Source organism: Allobosea sp. TAB14 (assembly GCF_052113865.1).
GTDB lineage: Bacteria > Pseudomonadota > Alphaproteobacteria > Rhizobiales > Beijerinckiaceae > Allobosea > Allobosea spartocytisi.
The window spans coordinates 1-15,901 of record NZ_JBFRDQ010000084.1 but is presented as its reverse complement, the minus strand read 5'-3'; the positions used below and the strand labels follow the sequence as shown (position 1 = coordinate 15,901).

Below are 15,901 nucleotides of genomic sequence, written 5' to 3'. Positions count from 1 at the left end.
TTCCACGACYTCSGAGCGGGCGCCGATGAAGCAGTTGTCCTCGATGATGGTCGGGTTGGCCTGCAGCGGCTCSAGCACGCCGCCGATGCCGACGCCGCCCGAGAGRTGCACATKCTTGCCGATCTGGGCGCAGGAACCGACCGTCGCCCAGGTGTCGACCATGGTGCCGCTGTCGACATAGGCGCCGATGTTCACGAAGGACGGCATCAGCACGACGTTCGGCGCGATGTAGGAGCCCTTGCGCGCGGCGGCCGGCGGCACGACCCGGAAGCCGGCGGCGCGGAAGCGGTTCTCGCCCCAGCCCTCGAACTTCGACGGCACCTTGTCCCAGAACACGCCCTCGCCCGGGCCGTTGGCGATGATCATGTTGTCGGTGAGGCGGAAGGAGAGCAGCACCGCCTTCTTCAGCCACTGATGGACGATCCAATCCGCGCCTTGCTTTTCCGCGACGCGGGCCTCGCCCGCATCGAGCATCTCGATCGCCCGCTCGACCGCCTCGCGCACGGCGCCCTTGGTCGAGATGCCGATCTCGGCCCGGTTCTCCCAGGCGGCGTCGATGGTGGCGGCGAGATCGGCGAGGGACATGGGACACGGCTCCGGCGCTTGAAGGACGGCCGGAGCGATGGCGGATGAGGGCGCGTCCGTCAAGCCGCAGCGCGACGGCGCAGCAGATAGGTGTCCATGATCCAGCCATGGCGGGCGCGGGCCTCGGCCCTGACACGGGTGATTTCGGCGAGGGTCTCCCCAAGCGGCCCGGCGAGCAGGATCTCGTCGGCCGTGCCGAGATAGGCCCCCCAGAAGATGTCGAGCCCGTCGGGAGCGATCTTGGCGAAGGCCTGTTCCCCGTCGAGCATCACCACGACGCTGTCCTGATCGGCGGGAAAGCCGGCGGCCAGCCGCCGGCCGGTCGTGATCAGGATCGGCGCGCCGATGGTGTTCAACGGAATGCGGTGGCGGGCGGCCAGCACCTGGACGCTGCTGATGCCGGGATAGACCTGCCAGTCGAGATCGAGGCCGGAAGCCGCGACCCGCTCCATGACGCGCAGCGTCGAGTCGTAGAGCGCCGGATCGCCCCAGACGAGCAGGGCGCCGGTCTCGCCCTCGGCCAGCTCGCTCTCGAACAAGCCCCGGTAGCTGGCCGCGATGCGCGCATGCCAATCGTCGACCACGCCCTGGTAGTCGTCGCCGGCTTCGGCCCGCCTTGGAATGGTAACCGGCACGCTGCGATAGCCGGGCTTGCGGATGAAACGCGCGCAAATGGCCTCGCGCAGGTGGCGCAGCGCCGCCTTCTCCTCGCCCTTGTCGGGAATGAACAGCACATCGGCGCGGTTGAGCGCTTCGATCGCCTCGATCGTGACGTGGTCGGGATTGCCGGCTCCGATGCCGATGACGAGGATGTTGCGCATGCTGCTCCGAAGGCTCGCAGCGACTTACCATGAGCCCGGCCCGAAATGCGAGATCAGGCCCGGCCGGCCACCGCCATCCGCGCGAGGTCGGGATGCCGCGACAGCGCCGCGCCGCGCTTCAGCGCCGCTTGAAGCGCCTCCAGATCCGCCGCAGGACATGGCTGCCAGCCACAAGGGCACGGCCGATTGCCGCAATGAGCATCCGCCACCTCCCTGTAGATCGATCCCAGCGCCTCCGCCGTCAGTTCGACCAGCGCCAGGGGCGGCAGCCGGGTCCCCTGCAGCGCGGCGCAGAACGCCGCCATCATCGCCTCGCGGATGTCGCGCCCTGCCGCTTCGAGCATCTCGCCGTCCGACAGATCAGGCGGCACGGTCGATGCCCCGCATCGCCGCGGGACGATGGGGCGGCGGCGGCCCCTGCTCGGGCAAGGCGACAGCGAGCAGGTCGACAAGGCGCCGCATGCGCGCCGGCAAGGCGGTATGGGTGGAGAAATCGGCCGGCCCTTTGGCCAGGGCGAATGCGCGGCGCAGTTCCGGCCGGCTCGCGCCGGTGCGGACCACTTCCCGCATGATGATCTCGTCGATTCGGCCGATGACGGCCGCGACATCTGCTTCGGTGATGCCGGTCATGCTGGCACTTCCCTCCGTCGATTCCTTCAGCGGAAGGAGACATAGGCGAGCAGCGCGATTCGTTCAAGTCGTTGTTTTTATTGAATAAATAGAATGATTCGAATGTAAACGCACCCTTGTCGCCGATGCGCGTGACCAGATCATGACCGCCGGCGCCGCACGATCTCCAGCGGCGCGCCATGGCTCGCCCCCCGGTCGAGCGCGATGTCCTCGGCCCCGAAGAAGGACAGCGCGCAGATGCCCTGGCCGCGCGCCGCCAGATGCGACGAAGGCGCCTGGTCTGCGTCGCGGGGCGCGACGATGGACAATATCTGCTCGCCGATGCGGAACTGCGCGAGGCCGAAGCCGAGCCCCGGCACGGTGCCGACCGCGACAGGCTCTTGCCTGAGCAAGGCGCGGTAGCGCGCCGTCGCGGCGGCCAAATCGCGCACGGCCACAGTTACGGCCGCCACGCCGGTCACACCGTTGGCATGGATGCGCGGCGCCCCTTCCGGCACACGCAGATGGCGCGGGGTGGTGTCCTCGACCAGAAACGGAATGTCCGGCTCCAGCGGGCGCGCCGAACGCCAGGCGATGCGGCTGCCGTCCGGCTGGAGCCGGCTGCCGTCGATCGGGCCCTCCAGCTCGATGCCGGCGGCACGCTGGCGCGCGATGTCCGCTTCGAAATCATCCGGAAGCAAGGCGTAGTCGACGAAGCCGGGGCCGGCCGCCCGGAACACCTCCCACCAGCGGAAATCCGGAACCGGGGTCGGGAAGGCGATGATCTCGAGATAGGCGCCATCCGCCAGCACCACGAGCGCATTGCGCGAGCCGCGCGGATGCTCGCCGCCGGGAAGAACCGTGAAGCCCAGCGCTTCATAATCCCGCATCGCCTGGTCGAGATCGGCGACGGCGATGACGATATGGTCGATGGTGAAGGGCATGGCCGGTCCTGCTCAGGCATGGCTCGCGATGGCTTCGACGGCCCCGCGCCGCCAGATCGCCCGAAAGGCCCGGCTTCGGCAAGCGGCCTGCCGGCAAGGCTGGGCCTCGCGCAGCGCCTGTGCGGCCATACGGATTCCCAGCGGCCGGCGATTGCCTTATCGACAGGGACAGGCCGCCGGCGGAGAAGAACCATGAGCGACACCCATGAGATCGCCTCCGGCGGGCTGAAGGCGACAATCCGCGCACAGGGCGGCGAACTCGTCGCGTTTTCGGATGCGGATGGCCCGCTGCTCTGGCATGGCGGGCCGGAATGGCCGCGCCATGCGCCGGTGCTCTTTCCCATCGTCGGACGATTGGCGGAGGACACGCTGATCCATCAGGGCCGCGCCTACCACCTGACTCAGCACGGCTTCGCCCGCGACAGCCTGTTCGCATGGGTCGAGCGCAGCGAAAGCCGCGCCGTGCTGGAATTGCGGGAGAGCGAGGCGACGCTCGCAATCTATCCGTTCCGCTTCGTGCTGCGGATGACCTACGAGATCGCGGATGGCGCGCTGTCGGTGACGACGCATGTCACGAATCCGGCGCAGACGGCATTGATCTGCGGCGTCGGCGCCCACCCGGCTTTCCTCTGGCCCCTGGCCGAGGGCGTTCCGAAGGAGCGGCACAGGCTGAGTTTTCCGCAAGCCGAACCCGGCCCCGGCCTCGGCGTCGCGGGTGGATTGCTCGGCCCGGCGCTGCCGCTGCCTTTCGCCGGGCGGGAGCTCGAACTGACCGAGGGGCTTTTCGCCAATGACGCCATCGTCATTGCGGATGTCGCCAATCACGCCGTGCGTTTCGCCGCTCTCGACGAAGCCGGGCGCGAGGTCCGGGCACTGAGCGTGAGCTGGGAAGGCTACAAGGACCTCGGCATCTGGTCGAAGCCGACGGGCGCGCCCTTCCTTTGCATCGAGCCGTGGTTCAGCATGGCGAGCCCGATCGGCTGGCAGGGCGAATTCGCGGACAAGCCGGGCGTGCTCAAGCTCGCACCCGGCGAAAGCCGCGATTTCGTCTGGCGGGCCGAGCCGCATTTCATTCCGACGCGCGCGCCAAGATAGAGCGCGGCCTCACTTCTTCTCGATGTTCCAGAACAGCATGACTGGCGCCGCCAGCACGCCGCTGATATTGCTGCGGCGAGCATAGGGCTGATCGAACTGCCCGAGCACGCGGTAAGGCTGCACCTCCGCCAGCCGCTTGTGCAGCGCCTCGAGCGCAAGCTGCCGGCTGGCATCGTCGGGCGCATCGACGAAGGCGCCGCGCAGCTTCTCGGCCTCGGCATCGCAAGGCCAGCCGGCCCAGGCGCGCTCGCAGGCCATGTTGGTGCCGATATTGGTCAGCGGCGACTGCATGGTCGCGCCGGAGGCATAGGTGACGAAGAGGTTCCAGCCGCCCTGATCCGGCGGGCTCTTGTTCTGCTGGCGGGTGGTGACAGCGCCCCAATCGGCGAACTGGACCTCGACATTGAAGCCGACCTTCTTCAGCGAATCGGCCGCGACCTCGGCCATGCGGCCGATCGGCGCGATGTCATTGCTGGTCGAGAGCACCAGCTTCTCGCCCTTGTAGCCGCTTTCCTTCAGGAGCTGGCGCGCCTTCTCGAGATCGGGCTTGGCATAGCCTTCCGCCCCGATTTCGGTGCCGTTCGGGCTGCCGCAGACGAAATAGGCGTTGCAGCGCTTCCACCATTCCTCGTCACCGAAGCCGGCGGCGAGGAAATCGGCCTGGTCCGTGGCATAGGCGAGCGCGAGCCGGGCCTTGGGATTGTCGAAGGGCGGATAGAGATGGTTCGGCCGCAGCATCACCTGATTGGCGAGGTTGGAATAACGCTCGACCTTGACGTCGCGATTGGAAGTGATCGTCGGGATCAGGTCCTGGCTCGGCTGCTCCCAGATGTCGATCTCGCCGGTCTGGAGCGCGGCCGCGGCGGTCGCGGCATCCGGCATGATCAGCCATTCGACGCGATCGACCTTGACGACCCGCCCGCCCGCGAGCCCGTCGGCCGGCTCGGAGCGCGGCACGTAATCGGGGTTGCGGTCATAGACGATCTTCGAGCCGCTGCGCCATTCCGCGCGATTGAAGGTGAAGGGGCCCGAGCCGATCGCCTCGGTGATCGGTTTCATCGGGTCGCTCTTGGCATCGGCCTCGCGCATGATCACCGGGATCTGGCCGACAGCGGAGCCGAGCGCGAAGGGCACCAGCGCGAGCGGGCGCTTCAGCTTGAGCTTGAAGGTCCTGGCGTCGACCGCCTCCATGCCTTCGGTATATTCGGCGAGCTTGCCGCCGATGGTGTCGCGCTTCATCCAGCGCGCGAGCGAGGCGATGACGTCCTTCGTCGTCACCGGCTGGCCRTCATGGAAYTTGAGGCCGGGCCGCAGSGTGAAMSWCCAGGWCAGCTTGTCCGGMGMRGTCKMGAAGCTCTCGACCATCTGCGGCTTGGGCTGGAGGTTCGAATCCCAGGCGAAGAGCGTCTCGTAGATCATCAGCCCGTGCATGCGGGTGATGACGATGGAGGCCGCGACCGGATCGAGCGTCTTGAGATCGGCATGCGGCGCGACGCGCAGCACCCGGTTCGGCGCCGGCTGCGTCTGTGCCCGGGCGGCAAGGGGCAGCAGGGCCGCCGCAGTCAGGGCAAGAGCCGTTGCAAGGCGGGGTAGACGCATCGGAACCTCCTCCAGTCTTCGTCAGGCCGGCGCCTCCCCCTCAGGAGCGCCTAGCCGACACGCTCCATCTGCAAGATCCTCGCCCGGTGGCCGGCGACCCGCAAACCGCCGGTACTGTCGAGCCAGAGGCAAGATCGCGCCCGCCAGGGTCCGTGCGCGAGATCGGCCAGCGCCCGGCCGTTGGGCAGCGGCGTCAGCCGGGTCGCGGTGCCGCCGGCCGGCCAGGGCCATAGCGCGGTGCCATCCGGCCGGATCGCGATCTCGGTGCCGAAGTGCGGATCGCGCCAGCGGCCGATCAATCGCGCGTCGAACGGCGTGTCCGCGGGTACGCGCCGCAGCGAACGCGGGACGCCGCCGATCAGGCCGGCGAGGCCGTCCGCCCCTTCCCGCCGCAGGCGAATGTCGAGATAGGCCGGCAGGCTGCGCAGGCCGACCTCGCCATCGGCGACGAGGCGCTCATAACCGCCCATGAAGCTGATCGAATCGGCGGTCAGCTCGGCCCAGAACGGGCCCTCCTCGCTCGCGAAGAGCCCCACAGGAGCCTCTGCCGCAGCCGGCAGCGGCTCCCCCAGCAAGGCCGCCAGCACCGTCAGCGCCGGCCAGAGCGCCTCCTCCTCGCGATTGGTCAGCACGACCACGCCGACGCCGAGCGCGGGCGCCATCAGGGCATGGTTGCGATAGCCCGGCAGCGAGCCGCCATGGCCGACAACGTCGATGCCACCGAGACGGCTGCAGACCAGCCCGAGCCGGTAGACGCTCTCGCTGCCATCCCCGAAATGGCGCGGCGCCGTCAGCCGCTCCCGCATGCCGGCGAGAGGACCGCGGCCGGCGAGCAAAGCCGAAAACCAGCCGGCGAGGTCGGCGGACGAACCGGCGATGCCGCCGGAGGCGGAGAAATGGAAGCCGTAATGGCCGCGCCGCCAGGCCGCGCCATCGCGCCAATAGCCGGTGGCGAGGCCGGGCACGATCTCCGCGCTGTCATAGGGCAGGCGGAAGGAGAGCCCGAATTCGCCCGACAGCGCCGCAACGGTCTCGCCATAGGGCTTGCCGGTCAGCTTCTCGAGGATGCGCTGCCCCAGCCTCCAGCCCGTGTTGGAATAGGCCATCTCGGTGCCCGATGGCGCACTCAATGACGGGAAACGGCAGGCGAGCGCGTAGATCTCGTCGGCGCTCAAGGTCGCCGTATAGGGCGCGCCCTGCTGCCAGAAGGCCTCCATCATGTCCGGCAGGCCGCCGGTCATGTCGAGGGCGCGGCCGAGCTCGACCTCAGCCAAGGGCGCCGGCAGTTCGGGCAGCCAGCGGCCGAGCGGGGCGTCGAGCGGAACGCTCTCGCGCAGCAGCGCCACGGCCAGCACATGCTTGCTGATCGAGGCGAAGCGGTTCGGCGTGGCGGGCGTGAAGGCCAGGCCGTGCTCGATGCTGGCGAGCCCGCCGGCAAACGCCTCGCGAACCCCGTCGCGGTCGAAGAGCACGACGGCGCCACCCGGCCCGGCCTCCCGGCCCCAGGCGGCGGCGATGTCGGCCGCGCGCGCGGCGGCCCCTGTCCAATTCGCTGCCATGACTCAGGCCGGCTGCGCTTCGCCGAGGAGATTGCGCAGCGCCCGCATGAAGACGCGCGCGCCGGTGCCGATGGCATCGTCCGGGAAGTCGAAATCCGGATTGTGCAGATGGGCGGTATCGCCCGAACCGAGCAGGAACATCGCCGATTTCGCACCACGGCCGAACAGGCCGAAATCCTCCGAGCCACGCGACGGCTTGGTCGGCCCGTGCGGGACGTTCTCCTCGTCCATCGCCCGGCGCAGCATGGCGACGGCCTCCGGCTCGTTCTCGCAATGGTGGAAGATGTCGTGATAGCTCATCTCGACCGTCAGCCGGTTCGCCTCCGCCGCCTCGCGCACCAGCGCCTCCGCCGCCGCGCAGAGTGCACCCATCTGCGCGTCGTTGACGGTCCGCAGCGTCGCCCAGAGTTCGCCATGACCCGGCGCAATGCCGAAGGCCGGCTCGCCGATCTCGACATGGGTCACCGTGACCAGACGGAAATGCTCGTCGAGCGGGCCGCCCGGCCCAAGCGCCGTCAGCGCGGGGATCAGCGTCGCGATGGCCGGCGCGGGCGAGCGGCCATGCTCCGGCGTCGAGGCATGCGAGGTTTCGCCGGTGAATACGATCCTGATGCCGCGCGAGGCGCAGTTCGCCGCGCCTTCCGAGATGCGGGCATGGCCGACCGGCACGCCCGGGCGGTTATGCAGGGAAAAAGCGTAATCGGGGGCGATCGCGGCGAATTTCGGATCGGCGATGACGGCAGCCGCTCCCGCGCCGGTCTCCTCCGCCGGCTGGAACAGCAGGATGGCGCGGCCGCGCCTGGGCGGATTGCGGTGGAGCCCGCGCGCCAGCCCCGCCAGGATGGTCATATGGCCGTCATGGCCGCAGAGATGGCCCTTGCCGGGGATTTCAGAGCGATAATCGCTGCTGGAGAGTTCCTCGATCGGCAGCGCGTCGAGCTCGGCGCGGATCATCACCGTCGGTCCGGGCTCGGCGCCCTCGTAGATCGCCGCGACGCCGTGGCCGCCGAGGCCCGTGACGATGCGGTCCGGCTGCGTCGGTTCGATGAAGGCGACGATGGTGGCGGCAGTCTCGCGTTCCTCGCCGGAGATCTCGGGCCGGCGATGCAGCCGATGTCTGAGATCGACCAGATCGACCATGTCGCTGTTGCTCAGGAACATCCGCAAACCTCCCACGGGCAGCCAGCGATTCAGCCGGCTCTTTCCGTCAGAGGTTCGACAATTCTGACGCCCCGGCAAGCCTCACGGAGGCCGGGGCGCCATGCAGCGACGGTTCAATTGCCGAGCTCGGCCTCGATCTCGGCGTCGAACGCCTCGGCCAGCATGGCGCGGCAGGCTTCGGCCTGCTGGCGGGCGGAATCGAGGGCGATGTGGGGCATGATCTCGGCGAGGTCGCGCAGAGCGAAATCAACCGCCGACAACAGGCCCAGGACGGGCTGCCCGACCGGGGCGGGCTGTGGCGGACGACGGAAGGCGATGACCTGACCCATAAGCATACTCACACTGAAGGCGAATCGGCGCCCAGTGTGCGGGTACAATTTTCAGAAAGTGGTTAACGGCGGAAAGAGGGCTGGCGAAGCCTGCCCGCGACGCCTCAACCGAAGCCGTGCAGCCCCGCCCCATGGCGCTTCARCCAAGCCTCTGCCTCCTCCGTGCGCGGGCAGAGCTTGTGTGTCAGCGCCCAGAAGCGGTGCGAGTGGTTCATCTCCTTGAGATGGGCGACCTCATGGGCGGCGAGATAGTCGAGCACGAAGGCCGGGGCGAGGATCAGCCGCCAGGAAAAATTCAGATGCCCCTGCGCGGAGCAGGAACCCCAGCGACTCGTTGTGTCGCGAATCGTGATCTTGCGAGCGGGAATGCCGAGATTGGCGGTATGGCGGCGCACCGCCTTCTCGATATCCTCCAGCGCGAGGCGCCTGAGGAAATCCTTGACCCGGCGCGGGACATGGGCGCCCTCGCCCGCCACCGCGACGATCGGCGCGCCGTCCTTGTCCGTCGTCGTCTGCGTCACGCCCCGCGCCTTCGACCAGTGGACGATGCGATGCGGCACGCCGCGCAACGGGATCACCCGCCCGGGTTCGAAAGGCACGGCGAGGGGGCGCTTGGCGATGCGGGCCGCGATCCAGCCGCCATGATTCTCGGCGAACGCCCGGCCAGCGGCGAAATCGGCCCGCTCGGGCAAGGTCAGGGTGACCTCGCCCGTCGCCTGCGAGACGCGCAGGGTCATGCGCCGCGCATTGGCGCGCCGCTTCACCAGCACGGGAAAACGCTGGCCGGCATGGACCACGTCGATGCGGTCCGGGTCGGGCTGGCGCTTGAACAGGGAGATGCGCATGCGCGGTGATTGTGCGGGATTCGCGGGCGATGCGGAAGAGGCTGCGCGCCGCAGCCTCCGTCAGCCGGGAAGGCTCAGCCCGCGATCTTCAACGCCTTGCGCTGCTCGCCCGCGCTCTCGTCGCGGCGGTCCTTGGCGGCCTCCATGTCGAGGCTGACCATGAAATCGGAGATGCGCGGCTGGATCTCGGCACGGAAGCGCGAGCCGTTGAAGACGCCGTAATGGCCGACCTTGGGCTGGAGATAGTGGACCCGCTTCGCGTCGGGAATATTGACGCAGAGATCATGCGCCGCCTTGGTCTGGCCGACGCCGGAGATGTCGTCCAGCTCGCCTTCGACGGTCATCAGCGCGACGCGCCGGACGGCCGTGAGGTCGACCGGCTTGTCGCGATGCATCATCTCGCCCTTCGGCAAGGCGTGCTTGACGAAGACGGTGTCGACCGTCTGCAGGTAGAATTCCGCCGTCAGATCCATGACCGCGAGATACTCGTCGTAGAAATCCCGGTGCTTCTCGGCGGAATCGCCGTCGCCGGAAACGAGATGCTTGAACATGTCGTAATGGGCGGTGACGTGGCGGTCGATATTCATCGCCATGAAGCCCGACAGCTGCATGAAGCCGGGGTAGACCTGCCGGAACGCGCCCATATGCGGGAAGGGCACGGTGGTGATGCAGTTGCGCCGGAACCAGTCGGTGCCGCGCTCCATGGCCAGCTGGTTGACCGCGGTGGGCGAGCGGCGGGTGTCGATCGGCCCGCCCATCAGCGTCATCGAGCGCGGCGCGCCATTGTCGCCCTCGGCCTCCATCCGCGCGACGGCGGCAATGACCGGCACCGAAGGCTGGCAGATCGCCATGACATGCGTGTCGGGGCCGAGCTTGTGCACCATGTCGATGACATAATCGATGTAGTCATCGAGATCGAAGCGGCCTTCCGAGAGCGGCACGAGGCGGGCGTCGGCCCAATCGGTGATGTAGACCTCGTGGCCGGGCAGGAAGGCCTCGACCGTGCCGCGCAGCAGCGTGGCGTAGTGACCGGACATCGGCGCGACGATCAGCACCTTGGGCTGCGGCTTGCGGCGGCCGGGAATCTTGCGGTCGAAATAGACGAGCTTGCAGAAGGGCCGTTCCCAGACGACGCGCTCCTCGACCGGAACCTTGACGCCGTTGATCGTCGTCTCGTCGAGGCCGAAGGCCGGCTTGCCGTAGCGGCGGGTCATGCGCTCGAACAATTCGCAGGACGCTGCGACGCTGCGGCCCATCGGCGTATAGGTCAGCGGATTGGCGGGGTTCTTGAACGCCAATTGCATCGCGTCCGAGACACCGCGCATCGGGCTCACCAGCATGTGAACCGCTTCATAGGCATGATAGGCAAACGACATGGCGGCCCCGTACATGCGATTTTGACGTCCTTCCGGCGGCGCAGCAAAACGATGATGCGTCGCAACAACGCACCTTACGTTGATTTTGTTCTCATTCAACCCGGCTAAAGGCTAAGATTCTCTGACATGTGGATGGCCAATGGCAGGAACCTCGCTCCGCAGCGGCGCGGACGGAGCCAGGACGGCAGCAATCGCAAGGTGTTGAACGGGGTGTCGAACGCGGTCTTAGGCGAGATTTTGGGCAAGGTCTTGGGCAAGGTTCTGGAACAGTGACGGCCTCCGACCTGACGACGCCTGCCCTGATGCGCTCCAACCGGCATCTGCGGCTCGACACGCTGGTGCGCCTGCGCTGGCTCGCCATCGCCGGGCAGAGCGTCGCCGTCGCCGGCGTCCATTTCGGCCTCGGCTTCCTCCTGCCCTTCGGCTGGTGCTTCGGCGTGATCGCGATCTCGGCCTGGCTGAACATCGCGCTGCGCGTGCGTTTTCCGCTGAGCCACCGGCTGAGGGACGCCCCGGCAACCGCGCTGCTGGCCTTCGACATCGTCCAGCTCGCGGCGCTGCTCTACCTGACCGGCGGGCTGCAGAACCCCTTCGCCATCCTCTTCTTGGCGCCGGTGCTGATCTCGGCGACCGCCTTGCCGCCGCAGCGCACGCTGGTGCTCGGCCTGCTCGCCGCGGCGCTGGCGACCGTGCTCAGCCGCTTCCACCTGCCTTTGCCCTGGGCCGGGCCGGACCGGCCGACCTTGCCGCCCTATTACCAGCTGGGGAACTGGGTCGCGCTGGTGCTGGGCCTCGCCTTCACCGGCATCTATGCCTGGCGCGTCGCCAAGGAGGCGCGCGACCTCTCCGATGCGCTGGCGGCGACCGAGCTCGTGCTGGCGCGCGAGCAGCATCTCTCGCAGCTCGACGGGCTCGCCGCCGCTGCCGCGCATGAGCTCGGCACGCCGCTCGGCACCATCGCGCTCGTCGCCCGCGAGTTGACGCGCCTCGCCCCGCCCGACGGGGAGATGGCCGAGGACATCGCGCTGCTGCGCGAGCAGGTCGAGCGTTGCCGCGGCATCCTCGCCAAGCTCTCCAGCCTGCAGGACGAAGATGCCGGCCCGCTCGACAGGCTGACGCTGCGCCTGCTGATCGAGGAAACGGCCGGGCCGCAGCGACCCTTCGGCGTGCCCTTCGAGATCACCATGCAAGGCGAGAAGCCGGAGCCCGTCTGCCGACGCAATCCCGGCATGATCTACGGCCTCGGCAACATCGTCGACAACGCCGTCGATTTCGCGCGCGCGGCCGTGACGATCCGTGCCTCCTGGACCGCAAGCCATGTCACGCTGACCATCGCCGATGACGGGCCGGGCTTTCCGCCCGACGTGCTGATGCGGGCGGGCGAGCCCTATCTCTCGCGCGGGACTGCGGAGAACCGCGCCGGCGGCGGGCTCGGCCTCGGGCTCTTCATCGCCAAGACGCTGCTCGAACGCGGCGGCGCCTCGATCGAATTCTCGAACCGGCCGGCGCCGGAGAGCGGCGCCTCGATCCGGATCGACTGGCCCCGCGACATCTTCGAAGCCGACCTTCCGGCCTTCGGGGGTACCGCAGCCCCGCCATCCGCACTACATGAGAGGGGTTGAGCGCGGGGCCAAAGCCCTGCGAACAACCGAAACGATCCCAAAACCCGCGCAACCGCAGCGCGCATGGACAAGCGGCAAGGAGACCAGAATGCAGGATACCCAGAGCGAGATCGACAGGCCCGGAACCGGCGCCGACATGTCCCTGCTGCTGGTCGACGACGACAAGCCGTTCCTGACCCGCCTCGCCCGCGCCATGGAAGGCCGCGGCTATATCGTGCGCATCGCCGACAGCGTCGCGGCCGGCCTCGCCGCCGTGGAAGAGGCGGCACCCGCCTTCGCGGTGATCGATCTCAGGCTCGGCGACGGCAACGGGCTCGACGTGATCGCCCGGCTGAAGGAGCGCCGCCCGGATGCGCGCGGCGTCGTCCTGACCGGCTACGGCAATATCGCGACGGCGGTCAGCGCCGTGAAGCTCGGCGCCTTCGACTTCCTCGCCAAGCCGGCCGATGCCGACGAGATCCATGCGGCGCTGGCCGCCGCCCGCGACGCCCGCCCCTCGCCGCCGGAAAATCCGATGTCGGCAGACCGGGTCCGCTGGGAGCATATCCAGCGCGTCTACGAACTCTGCAACCGTAACGTCTCCGAGACGGCGCGTCGCCTCGGCATGCACCGGCGCACCTTGCAGCGCATCCTCGCCAAGCGCGCACCGCGCTGACGCCAGGCAGATAACGAAAACCCCGCCGGATCACGATCCGGCGGGGTTTTGCTTTCCGAAGCGTCTTCTTCAGGCGCAGACCGTCCGCGCGGCCTTCCGATCCAGCGTCAGCGCGAGCGCCGCCAGCCCCAGCGCCGCGAACGGCACCAGCGCGGCGACCGGTGCGATCGCTCCGAGCCCGGGGCCGTGCGAGATCACCAGCCCGCCGAGCCAGGCGCCCAGCGCATTCCCGAGATTGAAGGCGGCGATGTTCAGGCTGGACGCAAGGCCCTGGCCGGCGCCGCCCGCCTGCTGGAGCACCCACATCTGCAGCGGCGCCACCGTGGCGAAGGCCGCCGCGCCCAGCACGAAGGCGGCGATCACCGCGCCGGTCTGGCTGTGGAAGGCGAAGCCCGACGCGAACATCGCCACGGTCATCAAGGCGAGGGAACCGATCAGCGCCGGCGCCAGGCTCCGGTCGGCCCAGCGGCCGCCGAGCAGATTGCCGACGACGAGGCCGCCGCCGAAGACGAGCAGCACCGGCGAGACCGCCGCCTCGCTGAAGCCGGCGAGCTGGACGAGGATCGGCTGGATGAAGGTGAAGATCGCGAAGATGCCGCCGAAGCCGAGCACGGTTATGACGAGGCCGAGCTGGACCTGGGGCCGAGCCAGCACCTTCAGCTCCTCGGCGAGCGGCCCCGGGACGACGCGCTCCTTGTCGGCGGGGACGAAGGCCGCCAGCACGAGGAAAGCCAGGATGCCGATGGCGGTGACCGCCCAGAAGGTCGAGCGCCAGCCGAAGGCGAGGCCGAGCCAGGAGCCGAAGGGCACACCGAGCAGGGTCGCAAGCGTCAGGCCAGTGAACATGATCGCGATGGCGGAGGCCTTGCGCTCGGGCGCGACGAGGCTCGTCGCCACCAGCGAGCCGACGCCGAAGAACGTGCCATGCGCCAGCGCGGTCACGATGCGCGCCGTCATCAGCCAGGCGAAGCTCGGCGCCAGGGCGGCCGCAAGATTACCGAGGGTGAAGATCGCCATCAGCACGAGCAGCGTCGTCTTGCGCGGCAGACCGCGCGTCGCGATGGTCAGGATGGGCGCGCCGACGAAGACGCCGAGCGCATAGCCGGTCATCAGCAGGCCGGCGACGGGGATGGACACGCCGAGATCGCCCGAGACCTGCAGCAGCAGGCCCATGATCACGAACTCGGTGACGCCGATGCCGAAGGCACCGACGGTCAGGGCATAAAGGGCRACGGGCATGAAAGCCTCCGGATGCGAAATTTGTCCCGGAGATAGCCCCTGAAGCGGCTGTGAATTAGTATGAGAGGCGGATCATCATCTGTGAGATGAATTCACGATAGGGCACCCGGCTACACGGAACGCGCCGTCTCCGACGCTCAGCCCGCGCCGGGYGGGTCCTCGAGCAGCGCCAGACGCCCCGCCGCCAGCTTCGCGAAGGCGATGGTCAGCATCTTGCGGCGCGCCGGCGCGAGTGGATGGCGCGGCGGCTCTCGCAGCAATTCGCCGCCATAGGCGTCCGCGACGATCAGCCCGACATCATCAGGCAGGATCTCGCGCGGGAATTCCGGCGCCACGGCGAAGAGGAAACCGTCGCAATAGTCGCGATAGTCCGGCCATTTGCCGTCAACCCGGTAATCGGCGAGCCCGGACTTGACCTCGACCACCCAAAGCTCGCCCGCGGGCGACAGCGCGACGATGTCGCCGCGTCGGCCATTGGCGAAGGTCATCTCCTTGACGATGGCATGGCCGCGCTCGCGCAGATGCCGGCTGGCGCCCCGGCAGACGGCGCGGGTGATATCCGGCCGCGCCGGCGGCGGGTTGAGAATGGCGTCGGTGAGGGACATGGCCCATGTTCTCTCTTTGTTTTCAAAAAGGCAACCCGCGAAACTGCTTGACGGGATATCGGCCTGAGCCAGGCGGCCCAACGCATCGAGGTGCGTGCATGCCGAACGGGAGAACCCGACGTTACGGCTAGTCTCCCGGACCCACCCCGGCCTATAAGGGCTCAAAATACGATAAGCGGAAACGTCTCGATGGATGCTCACGGCGCAAGCCTGCCGATTTCGGCGGATGTTTCCGCGACCGCGCTTGGGCGCGCTGCCGCCCCTGTCGAGCGGGTGCTCGGCCTGCTGGTCGAGGCGATCGCGGCGATTCTGGTCGTCGTCGAGATCTCGCTGCTCGGCGCCGGCGTTCTGGCGCGTTACGTCTTCCACGCACCTTTGGTGTGGTCCGACGAGCTCGCCTCGATCCTGTTCCTGTGGCTGTCGATGCTGGGCGCGGTGATCGCGCTCAGGCGCGGCGAGCATATGCGCATGACCGGGCTTGTCAGCCGCGTCTCGCCCGGCACCCGTGCGGTGCTCGAGGCGCTCGCCGTCACCGCCGCGATCGCCTTTCTGCTGATGATCCTGCCGCATGCGCTGGAATACGCGGAGGAAGAGAACTTCATCGTCACGCCGGCGCTGGGGATCTCCAATGCCTGGCGTGCGGGCGCGCTTCCCATCGGCATCGCCCTGATGCTCGTCGTCGCCTGCTTGCGCCTCATCCGCTTCGGCTCATGGAAGCCGGTGCTGCTGGCGGCCGCCGTCACGCTCGCGCTCGTCGCCCTGTTCTGGCTCGCCGGCCCAATGCTGAAGCCGCTGGGCAAGCTCAACCTGATCGTCTTCTTCGTCGGCGTCGTCGCCCTCAACGTCTTCTCCGGCGT

The 15,901-nt window shown here is 68.5% G+C and carries 17 protein-coding genes; 4 read left to right on the top strand and 13 right to left on the bottom strand.

Features of this window, described 5'->3' with window-relative positions; genetic code table 11:
• The 5 genes from AB4Y99_RS14485 to AB4Y99_RS14465 form a co-directional block, all read right to left on the bottom strand.
• Window positions 1–585 (bottom strand): 2,3,4,5-tetrahydropyridine-2,6-dicarboxylate N-succinyltransferase (locus AB4Y99_RS14485; RefSeq protein ID WP_441523803.1); only part of this gene is annotated, 585 nt, incomplete at its 3' end.
• Window positions 586–644: 59 nt separating this feature from the next.
• Window positions 645–1,406 (bottom strand): precorrin-6A synthase (deacetylating), encoded by a 762-nt coding sequence (gene cobF / locus AB4Y99_RS14480; RefSeq protein ID WP_441523802.1) that lies wholly within the window; start codon window positions 1,404–1,406, stop codon window positions 645–647.
• Between the two features lie 53 nt (window positions 1,407–1,459).
• Entirely contained in the window at window positions 1,460–1,750 is a 291-nt protein-coding gene (locus tag AB4Y99_RS14475) for a hypothetical protein (protein WP_142022315.1), read from the bottom strand.
• A 16-nt stretch (window positions 1,751–1,766) separates the two neighbouring features.
• The gene (locus AB4Y99_RS14470) at window positions 1,767–2,036 is read right to left on the bottom strand and encodes a hypothetical protein (protein WP_038364612.1); all 270 of its coding nucleotides are present in this window, start codon (window positions 2,034–2,036) and stop codon (window positions 1,767–1,769) included.
• Window positions 2,037–2,176: 140 nt separating this feature from the next.
• Window positions 2,177–2,959 carry a VOC family protein gene (locus tag AB4Y99_RS14465; RefSeq protein WP_441523801.1) on the bottom strand — a complete coding sequence of 261 codons (783 nt, stop codon included), beginning with the start codon at window positions 2,957–2,959 and terminating at the stop codon, window positions 2,177–2,179.
• Between the two features lie 192 nt (window positions 2,960–3,151).
• Between AB4Y99_RS14465 and AB4Y99_RS14460 the strand changes: the two genes are divergently transcribed.
• Window positions 3,152–4,054 carry an aldose 1-epimerase family protein gene (locus AB4Y99_RS14460; RefSeq protein WP_441523800.1) on the top strand — a complete coding sequence of 301 codons (903 nt, stop codon included), beginning with the start codon at window positions 3,152–3,154 and terminating at the stop codon, window positions 4,052–4,054.
• A 9-nt stretch (window positions 4,055–4,063) separates the two neighbouring features.
• Here the strand turns inward: AB4Y99_RS14460 and AB4Y99_RS14455 are convergent, their stop codons facing one another.
• The 6 genes from AB4Y99_RS14455 to AB4Y99_RS14430 all read right to left on the bottom strand — a co-directional run bounded on the left by AB4Y99_RS14455 (window position 4,064) and on the right by AB4Y99_RS14430 (window position 10,923).
• Window positions 4,064–5,653 (bottom strand): ABC transporter substrate-binding protein, encoded by a 1,590-nt coding sequence (locus AB4Y99_RS14455; protein WP_441523799.1) that lies wholly within the window; start codon window positions 5,651–5,653, stop codon window positions 4,064–4,066.
• A gap of 50 nt (window positions 5,654–5,703) precedes the next feature.
• Window positions 5,704–7,212 (bottom strand): serine hydrolase domain-containing protein, encoded by a 1,509-nt coding sequence (locus AB4Y99_RS14450; protein ID WP_441523798.1) that lies wholly within the window; start codon window positions 7,210–7,212, stop codon window positions 5,704–5,706.
• Window positions 7,213–7,215: 3 nt separating this feature from the next.
• Complete coding sequence (locus AB4Y99_RS14445; RefSeq protein WP_441523797.1) at window positions 7,216–8,373, bottom strand: amidohydrolase; 1,158 nt, start codon at window positions 8,371–8,373, stop codon at window positions 7,216–7,218.
• Window positions 8,374–8,486: 113 nt separating this feature from the next.
• Window positions 8,487–8,702: a hypothetical protein gene (locus tag AB4Y99_RS14440; RefSeq protein WP_112765190.1), complete on the bottom strand. Its 216-nt coding sequence runs from the start codon at window positions 8,700–8,702 to the stop codon at window positions 8,487–8,489.
• Window positions 8,703–8,806: 104 nt separating this feature from the next.
• Window positions 8,807–9,547, bottom strand: a complete 741-nt coding sequence (locus AB4Y99_RS14435) for a M48 family metallopeptidase (RefSeq protein WP_441523796.1) — start codon at window positions 9,545–9,547, stop codon at window positions 8,807–8,809.
• 74 nt (window positions 9,548–9,621) lie between these two features.
• Window positions 9,622–10,923 carry a polyhydroxyalkanoate depolymerase gene (locus AB4Y99_RS14430; protein WP_081925507.1) on the bottom strand — a complete coding sequence of 434 codons (1,302 nt, stop codon included), beginning with the start codon at window positions 10,921–10,923 and terminating at the stop codon, window positions 9,622–9,624.
• Between the two features lie 302 nt (window positions 10,924–11,225).
• Between AB4Y99_RS14430 and AB4Y99_RS14425 the strand changes: the two genes are divergently transcribed.
• Window positions 11,226–12,545, top strand: coding sequence for an ActS/PrrB/RegB family redox-sensitive histidine kinase (locus AB4Y99_RS14425; RefSeq protein WP_112765222.1), 1,320 nt, complete (start codon window positions 11,226–11,228; stop codon window positions 12,543–12,545).
• 88 nt (window positions 12,546–12,633) lie between these two features.
• Entirely contained in the window at window positions 12,634–13,200 is a 567-nt protein-coding gene (locus AB4Y99_RS14420) for an ActR/PrrA/RegA family redox response regulator transcription factor (protein WP_038364622.1), read from the top strand.
• Window positions 13,201–13,269: 69 nt separating this feature from the next.
• On the opposite strand, the gene AB4Y99_RS14415 is transcribed toward AB4Y99_RS14420, so the two are convergent.
• Complete coding sequence (locus AB4Y99_RS14415) at window positions 13,270–14,439, bottom strand: MFS transporter (RefSeq protein ID WP_441523795.1); 1,170 nt, start codon at window positions 14,437–14,439, stop codon at window positions 13,270–13,272.
• A gap of 137 nt (window positions 14,440–14,576) precedes the next feature.
• Complete coding sequence (locus AB4Y99_RS14410) at window positions 14,577–15,044, bottom strand: MmcB family DNA repair protein (RefSeq protein WP_133565880.1); 468 nt, start codon at window positions 15,042–15,044, stop codon at window positions 14,577–14,579.
• 189 nt (window positions 15,045–15,233) lie between these two features.
• Here AB4Y99_RS14410 and AB4Y99_RS14405 point away from each other — a divergent pair.
• A partial coding sequence (locus AB4Y99_RS14405; RefSeq protein WP_441523794.1) for a TRAP transporter small permease occupies window positions 15,234–15,901 on the top strand: 668 nt, incomplete at its 3' end.